Origin of the sequence: Algibacter marinivivus, from assembly GCF_003143755.1 — a bacterium.
Lineage (GTDB): Bacteria > Bacteroidota > Bacteroidia > Flavobacteriales > Flavobacteriaceae > Algibacter_B > Algibacter_B marinivivus.
On sequence record NZ_QFRI01000001.1, the window covers coordinates 766115 to 784105 of the forward strand.

The following is a 17991-nucleotide window of genomic DNA, read 5'->3' on the forward strand; positions in this document are numbered from 1 at the left end:
AAGATTAATGGTTGTGTGTTAAATGATGAAAAAGCGCAATAACTATAAAACCTAGAGGCACAATAATTGAGTAAGCTTTACCAATAAGTTGTAAATTCTTTTTTCGTCCTGCAGTAGCTCCCATAGATTGGAAAGCAGATGTAAAACCATGTGCTAAATGTAATCCTAAAAGGATAAACGAAACAACATAAGCACCAACTCTTAAAGGACTATGAAATTTTTCAACTAATTCATGAAAGTATCTATATTCTCCATTATGCATTCCAGACATATCACCTACAATGTATTTAGTATTTATTTCTGGTATCCAAAAATCTATAAAATGTAGAACAATAAAGGCTAATACAACTAGACCGCTATAAATCATATTTCTACTCGTCCAAGTTGAATTAGCAGCTCCATTATTTTTAGCATAGGATACACCATTAGCTTTCTTATTTTTTAATTCAAGTATAAACCCCATTATAAAATGAAATACAACAGCAAAAATTAAAACTGGTTGCAAAGCAAATTGAACAAGTGGGTTTGTACCCATAAAATGTGATACTTCATTAAATGCTTCTGGACTAAAAACAGATAATAAATTTATAACTAAATGCTGAAGTAAGAAAAACATGAGAAAGAATGCAGAAAGCGCCATGGCCACTTTTCTTCCTATCGAAGACTTAAAAAATCCGCTCATTATTTTGAAGTTGTTATTAGGTTTTTAACAAAGGTAGTTATGGACACATTCTTAGGCAAATAACAAATGTCATGTTTTCATTATTTAGAATGATTTTAAAGACTAATCAAATTCTTATTTATTATTTAAAAAATTAAGAATTCATAAAATATTTTAACTCTTTTTTAAATAATTAATAAATATTTTGTTAATTTACGAATATTAACTAATTAAAATTTAATAAAATGGAAGAGTATTTACCTTTAATTATTCAACTAGTTAGTGGAGCAGTTGGCGGAAACATTGCTGGCTCTCTTATGAAAAACTCATCACTAGGAACATTATGGAATTCTGTAGCAGGAATTTTAGGCGGCGGACTTGGTGGCAGCTTACTTAGTATGATTGGCCTAGGAACAGATGGCGGTATGGACTTATCAGGTATTGTTGGAAGTATAGCTGGCGGTGGCGTTGGCGGTGGCGTAGTGATGGCTATAATTGGAATAATTAAAAAGGCTATGAACAAATAGTTATTTAATATCATAATAAAAAAGGAGGCATTTAAAAATGCCTCCTTTTTTATTGTTTTATCTTTTATCTAATTAATGATGAGTTTCTTAGTAATAAATCTTCCTTCAGAATATATATTAACAAAATAAACACCTTTAGAAGCATTATGCATATTAATGGTTTTTGTTCTAGCAGTTTCTGAAACATCAATATCAGAAACTAATCTACCGCTAATATCATATATTTCAACTTTATCTAAATTTAAATAAGCAGATTTAATAAAGAATTGTTGTTTAGCAGGGTTTGGAAATAAAGAAATCCCACCATCTAATTCATTATCTTCAACACTTAAACCACATGTGCCTGCGTAATCTGTCATGAGCCCTTTAATTGGGGTACCACAAATTTGATTAGTTGTACTTCTTGATTGCACATCATTTGCTCCAGCTATACTATTAACATCTAGCACAGAATTAGAAAAGTTTGGAGGAAGTGCATAATGCATAACATTACTTGAATTGATGACATGACCTAGTTGATGTCCATGACCTAACTCATGAAGCGCTACAGTTTCAAAATCAAACTCTCCTGAGTCAAATGTTTCTCCACTTTCACCAAAATACCAGTTTGTTCCACTATCGAAAACAATGTCTAAATCTGCAACCCACCATACAATAGCAGCACACCCTCTTCCAGAGTACCATGAATAACAAGTCCCTAATGTTCCTGAAGCCAATTCAGATCCATTATCAAATCTTATCACATTTTCTCCATCAGCATCTAACTCTCCATCAAAAGGAGCGACCAAATCAGCTACTCCAATTACATCTGTAGTTGTTGCTGTTCCACTTACTTCCCAGTTAACTTTAGTTTCACATCTCCAAGAATCAAATGCTCTCATAAAAGATGCTTTGGCTCCAGGATGCTCAGAATCATCAAAAAAGTCGGTTTGCATTTCCCAAGTATAGCCACCAGAAGCATTGTCATCATAATGCTGTACCTGATAACTCTCTATCCCACTACCAGGATTAAAAGGTAAATTAATTTGTGCATAACTTACCGTCAAAGACGCAGCTGATGTATTACTTCCACTTGAGGCATCTGTTACACGAATCGTACCATTTCCCGCATGACTGGGCACAGTAACTGTAATTTGCGTATCAGACCAAGTTAAAACTTCAGTATCTAAAGCATCTAGAAATGTAGCGCCTCCATCATCAGCATCTCTAAAACCCACCTTACCTTTTGTTGCTCCAAAACCAGTACCATTTATTGTTAATAAAGATTTAGTCCCAGCCGTAATTGTTGTTGGAGTAAATGTTATACTTGCTGGTGGTAATGAATTATTTTTTTGTGAAAATTTTCTTTGTTCATCTAAAACGTCAAAAGCAGATACTTCTTTGTAATTTACTTTAGTAATATTATTTATATCACTGTAGAGAGTATTTTGGATTCCTTTTCTTTGACTAAATTTGTTAATTACTGTGTTGTTATCTAAATCATATTCATAAAATCCCTGCACACCACTGTATGCTCTAAACTGTTTTTTATCTGTTATATCAACAGTAGCAATTGGAACATCATTATTATGCAAAGTAAATACACCTATATTCCCTTCATGAAGTTTTAATGCATGTGAAGATACTAAAGCTGTTAAACCAACTGTTCCTCCAACAGTTAGCACCTCTATAGTTTCAACAACATCTCCTTTAAAAACTTTGTATACTTCAACAGTGTTTGCTGTATAAATTAATTTATGGTCTGCATCCCAAAACGATCTTTGAGCTACAACTTTTCCTTCTGCAACCAAACTAGAATTATCAACCTGCTCTTTTAAAGATATTTCTCTTAAAGAAACTTGTGCAAAAATAGTAGGTATATTTATTAAAAAGGTTAATAATAAAAAGGTAAACTTTAATGGTAATTTTCTAATCATAATTTAGATTTTTCTTAATAAAATGTGACTGAGGGATTATCAAATATAGGAAATAAAAATCTACTTTTTATTTATACTTTTACATCAATCTTAAAAATTAACTTTAGTTAGCATGAAATATTTACAAATAGATAAGTCTCTTTTCATAAAAAACAGAAAAAAATTCATGACAAACATAGCGCCTAAAAGTTTGGCTGTTTTTAATTCTAATGATGTTTATCCTATAAGTGCAGATAGCACCATGCCATTTGAGCAACACAGAGATATCTTCTATCTAAGTGGTGTTGATCAAGAAGAAAGCATCCTTGTTTTATTCCCAGATTGTCCAAAAGAAAAACACCGTGAGATTCTTTTTTTGAGAGAAACTAATGCGCATATTGCTGTTTGGGAAGGCGAAAAGTTAACTAAAGAAAAAGCATTTGATGTTAGTGGTATTAAAACGGTTTATTGGCTACAAGACATGGAAAAAGTGATGTTCGAAATTATGACTCAATGTGAAACTGTATATATTAATACTAACGAACATTATCGTGCAAATGTAGAAACTGAAACACGTGAAGATCGTTTCACAAAATGGTTAAAAAATAAATACCCTGCGCACAATGTAGCCAAAAGCAATCCAATAATGCAGCATTTACGTTCTGTAAAAGAAACTAAAGAGATTGATTTGATTCAAAAAGCATGTGATATAACAGAAAAAGGTTTTCGAAGAGTTTTAGAATTTGTTAAACCTGGCGTTTGGGAGTTTGAAATTGAAGCTGAATTTATGCACGAGTTTTTACGAAATCGTTCTAAAAAATTTGCTTACACACCTATTGTTGCTTCAGGGAATAATGCCAATGTTCTCCATTATATAGAAAACAACCAACAATGTAAATCAGGCGATTTAATACTTATGGATGTGGGAGCTGAATATGCCAATTACTCTAGTGATATGACTAGAACTATTCCTGTTTCTGGTAGATTTTCTCAAAGACAAAAAGACGTTTATAATGCTGTACTTAATGTTAAAAATGAGGCAACAAAAATGCTTATTCCAGGTACAGATTGGGCAGAATACCACGTTGAAGTTGGAAAAATAATGACGAGTGAGTTACTTAATTTAGGTTTACTTGATAAAGCTGATATTAAAAATGAAAATCCAGATTGGCCAGCTTATAAAAAATACTTTATGCATGGTACAAGTCATCATATGGGATTAGACACACATGATTATGGTATTTTAACTGAACCCATGCAAGCCAATATGGTATTTACTGTAGAACCAGGAATTTATATTCCTGATGAAGGTTTTGGAATTAGACTTGAAGATGATGTTGTTATACAGAAATCGGGATCACCATTTAATTTGATGAAAAATATTCCTATTGAAGTAGATGACATTGAAGATATAATGAATTCATAAAATATAAAAGGGTCGTTAAAAAACGACCCTTTTTGCCATAAATACTAATATTATAATTATAGAGTGACTAATTCAAATAAATAATCGTTTAGTTTTTGTAGCGTATTAATTTTATCCTGCGAGTCAATTAACAGAGATATATTGTTTTTACTTCCTCCATAAGAAATCATTCTAATTTTAACATCTTGTAAGATTTGAAATAATTTATATGTGTCTTGGTGATTTACTACTGAATGTCCAACCAAACAAACAATACTTTGGTTTTTATCAACTTCAATTGAAGCAATTTTTTCTAATTCAGTTATTATTTGCTCAAGATTCTTATCATCATCAATAGTTAAAGATACAGCAACCTCAGAAGTTGTAATCATATCTATTGATGTTTGATACGTCTCAAAAATTTCAAAAACTTTCTTTAAAAAACCATGAGCTTGTAACATTCTAGCCGACTTTATTTTTATAGCTATAATATTATCTTTAGCAGCAATAGCTTTTATACCATTTTCAGAAGTACTATCAGAAATTAATGTTCCGTGAGCTTCTGGTTTCATAGTGTTTTTTAAACGCACAGGAATACTATCTTTTCTAACAGGAGTAACTGTTTGCGGGTGCAATATTTTAGCTCCAAAATAAGCTAACTCAGCAGCCTCTTCAAAAGATAGATTAGAAATTGCTGAAGTATTTTCTACATATCTTGGGTCATTATTATGCATCCCATCAATATCAGTCCATATTTGAACTTCTTCAGCTTTTATCGCTGCTCCAATTATAGTTGCTGTATAATCACTTCCGCCACGTTGAAGATTTGAAACATTATTCTTATCATCTAAACAAATAAAACCTTGAGTAATATATATTTCTGAATCTTCAGCAGCATTTAAAACACTTTCAAAATTGTTTTTTATATAATCTAAATCTGGTTCTTTAAAAGCATCAATTCTCATAAAATCTAAAGCAGGAAGCAATGTTGCTTTAATTCCTTCTTGTTTCAAATAACCAGTAAACATATAAGTTGAAAGCAATTCACCTTGAGCCAAAATTTGGTTTTCTACTATTTCAGAAAAGTCTTTATTTGTTAATTCAACTAAAATCTCAAAAATACTAGAAACATAATTTTTTACATCACTATTTAATAACGAGTTACTTAATAACTCATCAATAGTATTAAAGTAAGTTTGATGTAATTTATTAATCTTATCAATAGCATCATTTGAATTTCCTAAACTAATATCTTGAGCTATTGATACCAATTTATTTGTAGTACCAGACATTGCAGAAAGCACTACAACTTTTTTGGCCCCATCATTTATAATATGCTTAACATTACACATATTTTTAACAGACCCGACCGATGTACCTCCAAACTTTAATACTTTCATTATCATTAATTTGAAGGACAAAATTATAATTCATTTGTCTAACTACTATGTTTTTATTAAAAAAGAGTTATTTTTACACAAATTGTTAAATATTTAACATTAAGTAATTATAGAAATGAAAACGGTATCAAATTGTGTTGAAGATATCTTAATAACACAGCCATATTTAGAAGAAGCACTATCTAGAAACATTATAAATTTTAGCGCTCTAGCTATCGAGCTTGTAGAGCCAATTAGTAAAATGCTAAAAAAAGATGTAAAACCAGGTGCTATAATGATGGCATTAAGGCGCTATAATCCACCTGTTACATTAGGTAATTCTATAAAAATGAAACGGGTTATCCAAAACCTTGGAGATATAACGGTGCGTTCAAATTTAACCGATTTTACTGTAAAAAATTCAACAACTTTAATTGATAATCATGCCAAAATATTAGAGCGCATTAACAAAGAAGACAAACTATTTTACGCTTTTACAAGAGGTATTCACGAAAGTAATATTGTGGTATCAAGCAGTTTAAACGATTTTATTAACCAACATTTAGAAAACGAAACGTTTATTGCTGTACAAGAAAACTTATCAGCTATCAGTATAAATCTACCTCAAGATAACTCAAAAATAGCGGGTTTATATTATCATTTTTTTAAACGTTTAGCTTGGGAAGGTATTGTTTTATATGAAGTATTATCTACCACAAATGAATTTACTATACTTGTTGAAGATGAATTTGTTGATAAAGCTTTTACTGCAATTAAAAGAGTAAAATCTTAATGACTTGCTTTCAACTTTTCGAATAAATTTACCAATATAAAAGTAGTGACAGCAGGCAAAATCCACCCTAAATTTTGATTTGCTAAAGGAATTATTGATTTAATAGGCTCTAAATCTTCAGTAGATATCACAAATCCTAAAAAATCTGGAATACTAAAAACAAAGGCTATTAAAACAACCCATTTAAACACAAGTTCTGATGCAAATTTTTCCGGAATAACATTTAATAAAATAAGCACAATACACAGTGGATAAATAAACATTAAGGCTGGTAATGCTATGTCAATGATATATTCTACATTCATTTGCCCAACGCCAACACCAACTATACAGCAAAAAACAGCAGTTAATAAATACGCATTTTTAAAGGTCTTAAAATGAGCTTTAAAAAAATCTGCAAAACTAACAATAATAGCTACTGCCGTTGTAAAACATGCCACAGCTATTAGAATACTTAAAAAAGTTGAACCAATATTACCTAATGTTTTTACGGCTAATCCAGAGAGTAAATCGGTTCTGGATATATTTTCATAAAATTGTCCATTATAAAAAGCCCCAACAGCAATTAAACCTGAGTAAATAATCAATAATCCAAACATGGCAATTAAACCAGATTTTGCAACCATTATTTTTTTCTCAGTAAACGACATCTCATTTTTAGAATTATTAATGGACACTAACACAACACCACCCATAATAATTCCCGCCATAGCATCATAAGTCTGATACCCCTCCAACAAACCACTTATCATAGGTAATTCAAAACTTGATGGATTCATATCGATTGCTGGGGAAAGAACACCAATAGCAATTATAGTCAATACTATTAAAACAATTATTGGAGTTAAATATTTGCCTAGTATACTTAATACTTTATTTCTGTTCATTACAAAAACGAATACTAATACAAAATATACTACACTAGTAAGCAATGAACTTGTTCCAAAAAATGGAGCAACTGCCATTTCATGAGTAACTGCCGCAGTACGTGGACATGGTAAAGCAACCGTAATAGCAAATAGGCAAAAACAAAAGATTAAGCTAAAAATTGGTGACACTTTTTTTCCAAAATCAAACATCGTGCCTTGCAATCTAGCATGAGCAAAAATAGCTAACAAGGGAATTATAGTTGCAGATATTATAAATCCTATAGTTACCAACCACCAGTCTGCCCCAGATTCAAAACCGAGTAACGGCGGTAAAATCAAATTTCCAGCGCCAAAAAAGCCAGCAAATAATGCAAAACCAAACACAAAGGTTTCTTTAGTTTTATTCATAGTATGATGATATCTTTGCCTAAGATAAATTAAAAATGATTTTAGAGCACAAGGGCATCAATATTTTTTACACAGACGAAGGTAAAGGAGATGTCATCGTTTTGCTTCATGGTTTTTTAGAAAACGCCTCAATGTGGCGCCCTTTTATTCCAGAACTCAGTTTAAACAATCGTGTTATAGCATTGGATTTATTAGGGCATGGAAACACAGAATGTCTGGGTTATATCCACTCTATGGAGCTTATGGCAGAAGCTGTTGAAGCGGTTTTGAATCATTTGAAGATTAAAAGCGCAACCTTTATTGGGCATTCTATGGGTGGTTATGTGGCGCTCGCTTTCGCGGAAAGAAAGCCTAAAGTTGTTAATGGCTTATGTTTGATGAATTCTACTGCCAGCGATGATACACAAATAAAAAAAGAAAACAGGGATCGGGCTATTTTAGCTGTAAAACAAAATCATAAAACATTTATTAGAATGGCTGTTTCTAATTTATTTATGCCAAAAAATAGAACGGTTTTTACTAATGATATTAATAATACTATTGAAGAAGCTTTAAAAACCCCCCTACAAGGAATTATTGCTGCACTTGAGGGCATGAAAATTAGAAAAGATAGAGTAAACTTATTCCAGTCAGCGTTATTTAAAAAAATGCTAATTGTTGGTAAAAACGACCCTGTTTTAGATTATAATAAATTGCTTTCGCAAGTAAAAAACACCAACATTGAATGGGTTGAATTTCCTGATGGGCATATGAGTCATATTGAAAATAAAGATAAATTCCTACAATATATAATGTATTTCATCGAAAAATAATTACTTTTTGTCGAATTATATAATTTTTATTTATACTTTTAAGCTCCCAAATGATTATATCATGAAAAAACCTACTAACAAACCTACTCTTTTACCTAAAATGTATTGTAATCTTTTTGGACATGATTATGAGGTAACAAAACGAGTTACATATCATGTAAAAGAGTATACATGCAGACACTGCAAAAAAGAACTAACAACAAATAGCAACGGCAAATTGATAGAACTTACCCCTAAGTTCAAAGAGATAAATGCTATTTTAGAACGCATTCACACCTCAAGAAATGCACGTTTAAAGAAAAAAACTCTCGCTTCGTCGATTTATTAACTACTTGTTAACATAATACATTGAATTTTAATACTTTTAAGCTTCTCTCTTAAATTTATTAATATGCAAACAACATGAAAAGCATTCATTGTATAGTATTTGGTCATGACTTTAAAGTAACTAGACAGGTTACCTATCATGTTCAAGAATACACTTGTAAAAACTGTAAAAAAGAGCTTACCACTAGCAGTAACGGAAACCTAATAGAGCTTACTCCAAAATTCAAAGAGATAAATGACGTCCTTGAACGTATTCACCACAAGCGTCTTGTCAGAATTAACAAAAGAAGAAAGTTTAATAAAACTCAGAAAGAAGCAAAATTAATGATTGCCTAATCATTAAAATTCTTCCAGCCTTGTGCTTTTATTGGAATCCTTGTATCAGCTCTTGTTACAAGATGAATGCCTTCTTTTTCTTCTTTCATGAAACCTATAATGGATAAATTAGGATTTGCTTTTATTTTTGGAAAATCGTCCTGAGAAACTGTAAAAAGAAGCTCATAATCTTCACCGCCATTTAAAGCAACTGTTGTACTATCTATATTAAACTCTTCACAGGTTGAAATAACTTGAGGGTCTAGCGGAATTTTATTTTCATATAAATCACATCCAACTTTACTTTGTTTACATATATGTATAATCTCTGAAGATAATCCATCACTAACATCAATCATAGATGTAGGCTTCACATCTAAGTCTTCCAATAATTTAATAATATCTTTTCTTGCTTCTGGCTTTAATTGTCTTTCAATAATATATGAATATGCTTCTAAATCTGGTTGACTATTTGGATTAACCTTATAGACTTCTTTTTCACGTTCTAAAACTTGCAAGCCCATGTAAGCAGCTCCCAAGTCTCCAGAAACAACTAACAAATCATTTGGTTTTGCACCACTTCTATAAACTTCGTTTTTTGGTTCTATCTCTCCAATTGCTGTTACAGAAATCAATAAGCCTTTATTTGAAGAGGTGGTATCTCCACCAATAACATCAATACCGTAAATATTTGCTGCAGTTTCAATTCCAGCATACAAATCTTCCAAGGCTTCCAAAGGAAACCTATTAGACACAGCTATTGAAACAGTTACTTGAGTTGCTTTAGCATTCATAGCAAAGACATCAGATAAGTTTACAATAATAGCTTTATAACCTAAATGTTTTAAAGGCATATAACTCAAATCAAAATGCACTCCTTCAACAAGTAAATCAGTAGTAACTATTACTTGTTTATTATCAAAATTTAAAACAGCTGCATCATCTCCTATACCTTTAACAGTTGACTTTTGATTTAGCTTAAAATTTTTTGTTAAATGCTCAATTAAACCAAATTCTCCAAGATCATTTAATTGTGTTCTTTGTTGATTCTTATCTTCTATCATTTTGCAAAAATAAGAAGCTAATTTTGTTTTTACTATCTTTATACTAAAACTAAATCTTTTAAGTTATAACTATAAATCTTCCTATGAAATTTTCACGTCCTTTCTGCGCCATATTTTTGGCGACTTTTTTTGTTTTTACCATTCATTCTTGTGATGATGAACCTGTTGAAATAATACCAGTAGTTGATACTGACAGTGATGGTATTGAAGATAATGCTGACAACTGTCTTTCAATAGCAAATCCTAATCAAGAAGATAATGATAATGATGGTATAGGTGATTTATGTGACGATGATGATGATAATGATAATATCCTAGACACAGTAGATAATTGTCCATTAATTGCAAATCCAGACCAAGCAGATGATGATAATGATGGTATTGGTAACGTTTGTGATGATGATACTATTGACCCTAATGCTCCTTTAGCCGTTTGCGAAAATGGTTTTGCCGATATATACCCTTGTAATGATTACGATTTAATGGCGAATATCCCTTTAACAACTTTTGGCGCTGCTGAAGGAACTGATTGTTGGGGATGGACAGACAGCTCCACTGGAAGAGAATATGCTTTAATGGCAACTTCTCACAATACATCTTTTGTTGATATCACAAAACCTAACGAACCAATATATTTAGGAAACTTACCTACTGCTACTACAAGTAGCCCTTGGAGAGACGTAAAAGTTTATAAAGATCATGCCTTTATAGTTGCAGATTGTAGCCTTGGAAGAGATCCATCTTGTAATGATGATCATGGTATGCAGGTTTTTGATTTAACTCGTTTGAGAAATGTAACTAATCCTCCTGAGACATTTACTGCAGATACCCACTTTACTGAATTTGGAAAAGCGCACAATATCGTAATCAACGAAGATTCAGGTTACGCTTATGTAGTTGGAGCTAACCGAAGTTCTACTTATGCTGGCGGACCAATATTTATAAACATACAAGATCCAAAAAATCCAGTTTCTGAAGGCGGATTTCTTCAAGGAGGATATTCTCATGACGCTCAAGTAGTTACTTATAATGGTCCTGATGCAGATTATACTGGTAAAGAAATATTAATAGGTAGTAATGAAAATGAAGTTGTTATTGCTGATGTAACCGATAAAGCTAATCCAACAATTATTTCTACCATAAGTTATGATAATGTATGGTACGCGCATCAAGGTTGGTTTACTGAGGACATGAAATATTTTATACTTGGTGATGAAGTTGATGAGATAAGAGTTGGTGCTAATACAAGAACTATTGTTTTTGATTTTACAGACCTAGATAATCCTGCTTATCATTTTGACTATTTTGGAAACAGTGCAGCAATAGACCATAATGGTTATGTTCATAATAGCACATACTATTTTGCTAGTTACAGAGCTGGAGTTAGGATGATAAATATATCTCAGATAGCCGGAAAATCTTTTACTGAAGTTGGTTTCTTTGACACATATCCTGCAAACGACGCCACCGAATTTAATGGTGCTTGGAATGTTTATCCATATTTTGCTAGCGGAAATATAATTGTTAGTGATATTGACAGAGGGCTATTTATTATTAGAAAAAGTGGTACATAATTTTTTAAAATATTAACTCTTTTGAAGAAACTCACATTTGCCCTAAGTCTTGTTTCTGTTGTCCTTCTAGTTTTCAATTGTAATAAAAAAGATGACGATAATGGAGGTACTTCAAATTCTACAAGAGTCGATTTTGTTAAAACTTTAGGTGGCTCAAAAAACGAAAGTGCTCAAGCCATAGTTAATACTATAGATGATGGCTATGCTATTTTAGGTCATGCTCAGAGTTTGGATGGAGACATCTCAAATAAATCAAATGAATCTTTTGATTACTGGCTTCTTAAATTTGACCAGAACGATACTTTAGAATGGCAAAAGACTTATGGTGGAACTGATGATGACAGAGGAAATGACGTTCTCCAAACTTCAGATGGTGGTTATGCCATAATTGGTTTCAGTAAAAGCATTGATGGTAATGTAACAGAAAACAATGGCGCGCATGATTATTGGATCTCAAAACTAAATGCTTCTGGAACTATTTTATGGCAAAAGTCTTTTGGTTTTTTAGGTGCAGACATAGGTAACTCCATAATTCAAACCAACGATGGTGGTTTTCTATTAACTGGTGTTTTAGATGTTTCAGCTTCTAATGGAGAAGGAAATAGTAAAAGTTCTAAATCGAAATTTTCTAGTAGACATGCTGGAGGTGACTATTGGGTAATTAAAATAGATTCATCAGGAGAAAAGCAATGGAGCAGATTTTTTGGAGGCACATTTACAGATACACCTTATGATGCCATACAAACTAATGATAATGGATATTTAATAGTAGGTTCTTCTGATAGTAATGATGTAGATATTAAAAACAGTAAAGGCTCATATGATTTTTGGGTTATAAAAATTTCTGAAACTGGTAATTTAGTTTGGGAAAAATCTTTTGGAGGCTCTCAAACTGATGAAGCCAGAGCAATTGCAAAGTCAAACGACGGCAATTATATAATTGTAGGAGATACTAGAAGTAATGACTTAGACGTTAAAAATAACAAAGGTGCTGCCGATTTATGGGCTATTAAAATCTCACCTTTAGGTGAACTTATCTGGGAGAAAACTTTTGGAGGTAACAGTTTTGATGTAGCTCGGTCCATCTCAAAAACTCAAGAAGGTAGTTTTATCATTTCAGGAAGTTCTAGAAGTATTGATGGAAATTTAACAGATAATAATGGACAGAATGATGCTTGGGTTATAAAAATAGACAACAATGGTAATTTAAAATGGCAAAAATCAATAGGTGGTTCAGAGATTGATTTTGCATATGATGCTGTTGAACTCAATAATAAAGACATTATAGTTGTTGGTGATTCTAGCAGTTCGAATTTAGATGTTTCAAATAATAACGGATTCTCTGACTTACTTATTTTTAAAATAAAACAATGAAAAAAATAACGCCCATATTCTTAATTTTTCTATTATCAATAATATCTTGTTCAGAAGATAATGATGACAACGTTTCACAAATAACTACAACATTCAACTTTAGCCATAATTGGGATGGAACACCAGTAACAAATTCAGATTTCAATGCTATTAAATTTACTAATGCTAATGGTGAACAACTGAGTATTGAAAGATTAAGATACCTTGTTTCTAAAATTACTTTTACAACTAATAATGCTGAGAAACTGGTTTTAAATGGTTATAATTTAGTAGATGTAACTAATAATCAAAATTTATCTTTCTCTTCATCTACATTAATTCCTATAGGTTCATATAGCGATGTCACTTTCACTTTTGGTTTTAATAATGAAGACAATAGTGGCAACTACGAAGATTTAAATTCAACCTCATGGTTTGTTCCTGCCATGTTAGGCGGTGGTTATCATTATATGCAATTTGATGGTAAATTTTTAAATACTTCAGATACAGAACAAGGCTTTAATTACCATGCCATTAGAGCTGCAGATAACCCTGGAGATAATCCAACATTCCCTCAAGATACTTTTTTTAATGTTAGCCTTGGTGAGGTTATAATATCAAACAACGCTACTTTTAATATTGAAATGAATATTGCCGAATGGTTTAAAAATCCAAACACTTGGGATTTAAATGTTTTAAATCAAATGTTAATGCCAAACTCTGATGCTCAAATCATGATGTTTGAAAACGGGCAAAATGTTTTTAGCTTGAAATCAATTGACCAATAAATTCTATTTTTTGAAACCTTGGAAACTACATATTATATGTTTGTTTATTGTTTGTTTTTCATGTGAAAACGAAACTATAGAACAATATATAGCGACTCCAAGTCCTCTTGAAATTCCAAAACTTTTTAAAGACAACATATTAGCTCCAATAATTCCTGTTGATAACCCTCAAACCGAACAAGGTGTTACTTTAGGTAAAAAATTGTTTTTTGATCCTATTTTATCAATAGACAACTCAATTTCTTGTGCAGACTGTCATGCTCCAGAAAATGCTTTTTCAGATTCAGATAGATTCAGTGATGGTGTAGATGGAATTTTTGGAAACAGAAACTCTATGCCTTTGTTTAATTTAGCTTGGAATTATGATGAAAAATTCTTTTGGGATGGTAATACGTTTAGTTTAGAACACCAAGCTTTTGTTCCTGTTTCAGACCCTATTGAAATGAAAAGCAGCTGGGTAAATGTTGAGCAAAAGCTGCAACAAGACCCTGAATATCCTAATCTGTTTGAGCAAGCTTTTGGTACTTCAAAAATCGATTCTACTTTAATCACTAAAGCTATTGCTCAATTTGAGCGTACTTTAATTTCCTCAAATTCAAAATTTGATAAATTTTTATTAGGCGAAACTACACTTACTAATCAAGAGCTAAATGGGTTTAATATATTTATGGATGAAGCCAGAGGAGATTGTTTTCATTGCCATGGAAGCGATAAAAACCCACTTTGGACAGATAATATTTTTCATAATAACGGATTAGATGAAACCTTTTCTGATTTAGGCTTAGGAGCTGTAACAGGTGATCCCGCTGATAACGGAAAATTCAAATCGCCATCACTCAGAAACCTAGCGTTCACAGCGCCATATATGCACGATGGAAGATTTGCAACTTTAGAAGAAGTTATTAATCATTACAGTGAAGGTTTGAAAAATTCGTCAACAATTGACCCTTTAATGAAAAAAGTTTCAGAAGGTGGAGTTAATTTATCTGAGAATGATAAAACAGATTTAAAAGCTTTTCTTTTATCGCTTTCAGATTATGAATTTATAAATGATTCAAATTTTAAACAAGAATAATACTACATAGAAAATGTATTTCGTCGAAAAAAATATGATTTTTATCTGACATTTTATATTTTTATCTACATTAACCATCGAACCAATATATTTTATGTCTAGAACATTAACATCTAACCTTTTTTGCTCAACTTATGGGCATAATTATTTTCGTTTGAGTAAAGCAAATGATAATACTCCAGAGTTAGTATGTAAATGTTGCAAAGGTTATTTTAAATTTCAAAATAATGGTTCTATCACACCTGTTTCTCATAGAGAAAATGAAAGATTCTCTTCTATACTCTACAGAAAAAGAACTGCATAATACTTCTATTTCATACTTATTAAAAATAAAAACTACAGAGTAACTATCTACATCTGAGATATTAATCATTTCATAAGAAAAACCTATTAAACTATATGCTAATATAATGTTAGGTAATTCGATTTTAAGGGACTTATATTGTATATTTGTCCTCTATTTAGAAACTGTCTTAATAAAACACTAAGGACAAACCTAAATTTAATAAAAAAGATATATGATAAAAGTCTCTGAAACAGCTAAGAAGAAAGTAGTTGAGCTTATGACCGATGATGGTTATAATGCTACAACAGACTACGTTCGTGTGGGTGTGAAAAGTGGTGGTTGTTCTGGTTTATCTTACGATTTAAAGTTTGATAAAGAACAACAAGAAGGCGATAAAGTATTTGAGGATAACGACATAAAAATTATAGTTGACAAAAAAAGCTTTTTGTACTTAATTGGCACTACTCTAGAATATTCAGGTGGTTTAAACGGAACAGGTTTTGTGTTTAACAATCCTAACGCTAACCGAACTTGCGGTTGTGGCGAATCATTTTCATTATAAAATAAGAAAGTAATATGTCGAAGTATACCGAGGATGATTTACGGGAAGAATTAAAAACCAAGGAATATGAGTATGGATTCTATACGGATATAGATTCTGAAACATTTCCGAATGGTTTAAATGAAGATATTGTTCGTGCTATTTCTAAAAAGAAAGAAGAGCCTGAATGGATGACTGAATGGCGATTAGAAGCTTTTAAGGTTTGGAAAGAAATGGAAGAACCTGAATGGGCTAATGTAAATTACGAGAAGCCAGATTTTCAAGGCATTTCTTACTATTCTGCACCTAACAGTAAACCTAAATACGATAGTATTGATGAGGTTGACCCAGAATTATTGGCAACTTTTGAGAAATTAGGTATTTCTCTTGATGAGCAAAAAAAACTAGCTGGAGTTGCCATGGATGTGGTTGTAGATTCAGTTTCAGTAGCTACAACGTTCAAGAAAACTTTAGGTGAAAAGGGTATTATTTTTATGAGTATTTCTGAAGCTATTAAAGAGCATCCAGAACTTGTAAAAAAACATTTAGGAACTGTTGTTCCTCAGAAAGACAACTTTTATGCAGCTTTAAATTCTGCTGTTTTTAGTGATGGTTCTTTCTGTTATATTCCTAAAGGCGTAAGATGCCCAATGGAATTATCTACTTACTTTAGAATTAATCAAGCAGGAACAGGGCAATTTGAAAGAACTTTGGTAATTGCTGATGAAGGTAGTTATGTAAGTTATTTGGAAGGTTGTACAGCTCCTAGTCGTGATGAAAACCAATTACACGCTGCAGTTGTAGAGCTCATAGCTTTAGACGATGCTGAAATAAAATATTCAACAGTACAAAACTGGTATCCAGGAAATGCTGAAGGTAAAGGTGGTGTTTTTAACTTTGTAACCAAACGTGGATTGTGTGAGAAAAACGCAAAAATCTCTTGGACACAAGTGGAAACTGGTTCTGCAGTAACTTGGAAATATCCTAGTTGTGTATTAAAAGGTGATAATTCTGTAGGTGAATTTTATTCTATCGCTGTTACAAACAACTATCAGCAAGCCGATACTGGTACGAAAATGATTCACTTAGGAAAGAATACCAAATCGACTATCATTTCTAAAGGAATTTCAGCTGGAAAGTCTCAAAACAGTTACCGTGGTTTAGTTCAAGTAAATTCAAGAGCTGAAAATGCACGTAACTTTTCGCAGTGTGATAGTTTATTAATGGGTAATGAATGTGGAGCACACACGTTTCCATACATTGAAGCAAAAAACAAAACCGCAAAAATAGAACACGAAGCTACTACTAGTAAAATTGGTGAAGATCAGATTTTCTACTGCAACCAACGTGGTATTGATACAGAGAAAGCCATTGCATTAATTGTAAATGGTTTTAGTAAAGAAGTATTAAATAAACTACCCATGGAATTTGCTGTTGAAGCTCAAAAATTGCTAGAAATTAGTTTAGAAGGAAGTGTTGGATAAATTAAAAAAAAATGAAAAAAGTATTAATTCTATTGATATGTCTTTCAGCGTTTTTAAGCTGTAAAAAAGATGTAAAATCTCAAACATCAGAAGAAACTACCATTACAGATGACTCTGAAAGAACAGCTAAACAAAGTGATGGCTTAACACTTTTAAAAGGTGAGTTTGTATATTATGATGGCGCCGCCGTTTTACAAACACATGCTGAAATTTATGGTGTACTATTAACAGATAAGCTTGAAGAACTAAACGAAGAAGCTAAGAAATACAAAACGGAACCTACTGATATGGTTCAAGTAACCATACGAGGGAAAATTACAAACGATAAACACGAAACCATTCTTTGGGATAATAAAGTTGAAGTACACGAAATACTTAGCGTAAAGCCAAATCCGAAAGAAGAAAACAACGTTATAAAACTAGGAAATCAATAGT

At 31.7% G+C, this 17991-nt stretch carries 19 protein-coding genes; 14 read left to right on the forward strand and 5 right to left on the reverse strand.

The genetic code is table 11. The annotated features are described in order from the left end of the window. Positions 1–4: 4 nt before the first annotated feature. Entirely contained in the window at positions 5–682 is a 678-nt protein-coding gene (locus DIS18_RS03690; protein WP_109351674.1) for a succinate dehydrogenase cytochrome b subunit, read from the reverse strand. Between the two features lie 224 nt (positions 683–906). On the opposite strand from DIS18_RS03690, the gene DIS18_RS03695 reads away from it, so the two are divergent. Next, positions 907–1188: a hypothetical protein gene (locus tag DIS18_RS03695; protein WP_109351675.1), complete on the forward strand. Its 282-nt coding sequence runs from the start codon at positions 907–909 to the stop codon at positions 1186–1188. Between the two features lie 68 nt (positions 1189–1256). On the opposite strand, the gene DIS18_RS03700 is transcribed toward DIS18_RS03695, so the two are convergent. Then, complete coding sequence (locus DIS18_RS03700; RefSeq protein ID WP_109351676.1) at positions 1257–3104, reverse strand: T9SS type A sorting domain-containing protein; 1848 nt, start codon at positions 3102–3104, stop codon at positions 1257–1259. A 112-nt stretch (positions 3105–3216) separates the two neighbouring features. On the opposite strand from DIS18_RS03700, the gene DIS18_RS03705 reads away from it, so the two are divergent. Further along, positions 3217–4509, forward strand: coding sequence for an aminopeptidase P family protein (locus DIS18_RS03705; protein ID WP_109351677.1), 1293 nt, complete (start codon positions 3217–3219; stop codon positions 4507–4509). Between the two features lie 56 nt (positions 4510–4565). On the opposite strand, the gene DIS18_RS03710 is transcribed toward DIS18_RS03705, so the two are convergent. After that, positions 4566–5888, reverse strand: coding sequence for an aspartate kinase (locus DIS18_RS03710; RefSeq protein ID WP_109351678.1), 1323 nt, complete (start codon positions 5886–5888; stop codon positions 4566–4568). 115 nt (positions 5889–6003) lie between these two features. Here DIS18_RS03710 and DIS18_RS03715 point away from each other — a divergent pair, with 115 nt between their 5' ends. Next, entirely contained in the window at positions 6004–6660 is a 657-nt protein-coding gene (locus DIS18_RS03715) for a hypothetical protein (protein ID WP_109351679.1), read from the forward strand. On the opposite strand, the gene brnQ is transcribed toward DIS18_RS03715, so the two are convergent. Further along, complete coding sequence (gene brnQ / locus DIS18_RS03720) at positions 6657–7937, reverse strand: branched-chain amino acid transport system II carrier protein (protein WP_109351680.1); 1281 nt, start codon at positions 7935–7937, stop codon at positions 6657–6659. The genes DIS18_RS03715 and brnQ overlap by 4 nt on opposite strands. A 35-nt stretch (positions 7938–7972) precedes the next feature. On the opposite strand from brnQ, the gene DIS18_RS03725 reads away from it, so the two are divergent. From DIS18_RS03725 to DIS18_RS03735, 3 genes are all read left to right on the forward strand, one after another. Next, positions 7973–8749, forward strand: coding sequence for an alpha/beta fold hydrolase (locus DIS18_RS03725; RefSeq protein WP_109351681.1), 777 nt, complete (start codon positions 7973–7975; stop codon positions 8747–8749). A 61-nt stretch (positions 8750–8810) separates the two neighbouring features. Next, positions 8811–9077: a hypothetical protein gene (locus DIS18_RS03730; RefSeq protein ID WP_109351682.1), complete on the forward strand. Its 267-nt coding sequence runs from the start codon at positions 8811–8813 to the stop codon at positions 9075–9077. A gap of 74 nt (positions 9078–9151) precedes the next feature. Beyond that, positions 9152–9412, forward strand: coding sequence for a hypothetical protein (locus tag DIS18_RS03735; protein ID WP_109351683.1), 261 nt, complete (start codon positions 9152–9154; stop codon positions 9410–9412). Here DIS18_RS03735 and thiL read toward each other — a convergent pair. Further along, positions 9409–10455 (reverse strand): thiamine-phosphate kinase, encoded by a 1047-nt coding sequence (gene thiL, locus DIS18_RS03740; RefSeq protein WP_109351684.1) that lies wholly within the window; start codon positions 10453–10455, stop codon positions 9409–9411. The two genes, DIS18_RS03735 and thiL, sit on opposite strands and share 4 nt — an antisense overlap. Positions 10456–10538: 83 nt before the next feature. Here thiL and DIS18_RS03745 point away from each other — a divergent pair, with 83 nt between their 5' ends. The 8 genes from DIS18_RS03745 (at position 10539) to DIS18_RS03780 (ending at position 17990) form a co-directional block, all read left to right on the forward strand. Continuing rightward, positions 10539–12029, forward strand: coding sequence for a choice-of-anchor B family protein (locus DIS18_RS03745; RefSeq protein ID WP_109351685.1), 1491 nt, complete (start codon positions 10539–10541; stop codon positions 12027–12029). 21 nt (positions 12030–12050) lie between these two features. Further along, the gene (locus tag DIS18_RS03750; protein ID WP_109351686.1) at positions 12051–13403 is read left to right on the forward strand and encodes a hypothetical protein; all 1353 of its coding nucleotides are present in this window, start codon (positions 12051–12053) and stop codon (positions 13401–13403) included. Beyond that, positions 13400–14170 (forward strand): MbnP family protein, encoded by a 771-nt coding sequence (locus tag DIS18_RS03755; RefSeq protein WP_109351687.1) that lies wholly within the window; start codon positions 13400–13402, stop codon positions 14168–14170. Before DIS18_RS03750 ends, DIS18_RS03755 begins: the two co-directional genes overlap by 4 nt. A gap of 10 nt (positions 14171–14180) precedes the next feature. Further along, a complete protein-coding gene (locus tag DIS18_RS03760) occupies positions 14181–15245 on the forward strand; it encodes a cytochrome-c peroxidase (protein ID WP_245925567.1) in 1065 nt (354 codons plus the stop codon). 94 nt (positions 15246–15339) lie between these two features. Continuing rightward, positions 15340–15549 (forward strand): hypothetical protein, encoded by a 210-nt coding sequence (locus tag DIS18_RS03765; protein ID WP_109351688.1) that lies wholly within the window; start codon positions 15340–15342, stop codon positions 15547–15549. Positions 15550–15763: 214 nt separating this feature from the next. Further along, on the forward strand, positions 15764–16093 hold the full coding sequence (locus DIS18_RS03770; RefSeq protein WP_109351689.1) for a HesB/IscA family protein: 330 nt from the start codon (positions 15764–15766) through the stop codon (positions 16091–16093). A gap of 14 nt (positions 16094–16107) precedes the next feature. Continuing rightward, positions 16108–17556: a Fe-S cluster assembly protein SufB gene (sufB, locus tag DIS18_RS03775; protein ID WP_109351690.1), complete on the forward strand. Its 1449-nt coding sequence runs from the start codon at positions 16108–16110 to the stop codon at positions 17554–17556. Positions 17557–17567: 11 nt separating this feature from the next. After that, entirely contained in the window at positions 17568–17990 is a 423-nt protein-coding gene (locus DIS18_RS03780) for a hypothetical protein (protein ID WP_109351691.1), read from the forward strand. Position 17991: the final 1 nt, after the last annotated feature.